The organism is Streptomyces sp. NPDC059355, from assembly GCF_042752335.1.
Taxonomy (GTDB): Bacteria; Actinomycetota; Actinomycetes; order Streptomycetales; family Streptomycetaceae; genus Streptomyces.
Map to the genome: position 1 here is coordinate 1 of NZ_JBHYXN010000090.1, position 2,254 is coordinate 2,254.

The window sequence follows — 2,254 nt, forward strand, 5'->3', positions numbered from 1 at the left end:
CCCAGCTCGCGTACCGCTTTAATGGGCGAACAGCCCAACCCTTGGGACCGACTCCAGCCCCAGGATGCGACGAGCCGACATCGAGGTGCCAAACCATCCCGTCGATATGGACTCTTGGGGAAGATCAGCCTGTTATCCCCGGGGTACCTTTTATCCGTTGAGCGACGGCGCTTCCACAAGCCACCGCCGGATCACTAGTCCCGACTTTCGTCCCTGCTCGACCCGTCGGTCTCACAGTCAAGCTCCCTTGTGCACTTACACTCAACACCTGATTGCCAACCAGGCTGAGGGAACCTTTGGGCGCCTCCGTTACTCTTTGGGAGGCAACCGCCCCAGTTAAACTACCCATCAGACACTGTCCCTGATCCGGATCACGGACCGAGGTTAGACATCCAGCACGACCAGAGTGGTATTTCAACGGCGACTCCACCCCAACTGGCGTTGGGGTTTCAAAGTCTCCCACCTATCCTACACAAGCCGAACCGAACACCAATATCAAACTATAGTAAAGGTCCCGGGGTCTTTCCGTCCTGCTGCGCGAAACGAGCATCTTTACTCGTAGTGCAATTTCACCGGGCCTATGGTTGAGACAGTCGAGAAGTCGTTACGCCATTCGTGCAGGTCGGAACTTACCCGACAAGGAATTTCGCTACCTTAGGATGGTTATAGTTACCACCGCCGTTTACTGGCGCTTAAGTTCTCAGCTTCGCACACCCGAAAGTGCACTAACCGGTCCCCTTAACGTTCCAGCACCGGGCAGGCGTCAGTCCGTATACATCGCCTTACGGCTTCGCACGGACCTGTGTTTTTAGTAAACAGTCGCTTCTCGCTGGTCTCTGCGGCCACCCCCAGCTCAGGAAGCAAGTTCCCTCACCAGTGATGGCCCCCCTTCTCCCGAAGTTACGGGGGCATTTTGCCGAGTTCCTTAACCATAGTTCACCCGAACGCCTCGGTATTCTCTACCTGACCACCTGAGTCGGTTTAGGGTACGGGCCGCCATGAAACTCGCTAGAGGCTTTTCTCGACAGCATAGGATCATCCACTTCACCACAATCGGCTCGGCATCAGGTCTCAGCCTTATATGAGGGACGGATTTGCCTACCCCTCGGCCTACACCCTTACCCCGGGACTACCACCGCCCGGGCTGGACTACCTTCCTGCGTCACCCCATCGCTTACCTACTACAAGTCTGGTTCGTCGGCTCCACCACTTTCCTTTCCCCGAAGGGTCCGGAACGGCTTCACGGACTTAGCATCGCCTGATTCGATATTGGGCGTTTCAAAGCGGGTACCGGAATATCAACCGGTTGTCCATCGACTACGCCTGTCGGCCTCGCCTTAGGTCCCGACTTACCCTGGGCAGATCAGCTTGACCCAGGAACCCTTAGTCAATCGGCGCACACGTTTCTCACGTGTGTATCGCTACTCATGCCTGCATTCTCACTCGTGAACCGTCCACAACTAGCTTCCGCTGCTGCTTCACCCGGCACACGACGCTCCCCTACCCATCACAGCGGGCGTTGGCCCTATTGCTGCAATGACACGACTTCGGCGGTACGCTTGAGCCCCGCTACATTGTCGGCGCGGAATCACTTGACCAGTGAGCTATTACGCACTCTTTCAAGGGTGGCTGCTTCTAAGCCAACCTCCTGGTTGTCTCTGCGACTCCACATCCTTTCCCACTTAGCGTACGCTTGGGGGCCTTAGTCGATGCTCTGGGCTGTTTCCCTCTCGACCATGGAGCTTATCCCCCACAGTCTCACTGCCGTGCTCTCACTTACCGGCATTCGGAGTTTGGCTAAGGTCAGTAACCCGGTAGGGCCCATCGCCTATCCAGTGCTCTACCTCCGGCAAGAAACACACGACGCTGCACCTAAATGCATTTCGGGGAGAACCAGCTATCACGGAGTTTGATTGGCCTTTCACCCCTAACCACAGGTCATCCCCCAGGTTTTCAACCCTGGTGGGTTCGGTCCTCCACGAAGTCTTACCTCCGCTTCAACCTGCCCATGGCTAGATCACTCCGCTTCGGGTCTAGAGCGTGCAACTCAATCGCCCTATTCGGACTCGCTTTCGCTACGGCTTCCCCACACGGGTTAACCTCGCTACACACCGCTAACTCGCAGGCTCATTCTTCAAAAGGCACGCAGTCACGACTGCATGTGCAAGCACATACAGCGACGCTCCCACGGCTTGTAGGCACACGGTTTCAGGTACTATTTCACTCCGCTCCCGCGGTACTTTTCACCATTCCC

Annotated in this window: 1 rRNA gene (cut by a window edge); it reads right to left on the bottom strand. The window is 56.4% G+C overall.

Annotated features, from left to right (window positions below):
* A 23S ribosomal RNA gene (locus ACFXGI_RS38425) occupies positions 1-2,254 on the bottom strand (its annotated part continues 154 nt past the right edge of the window); the annotation flags it as partial.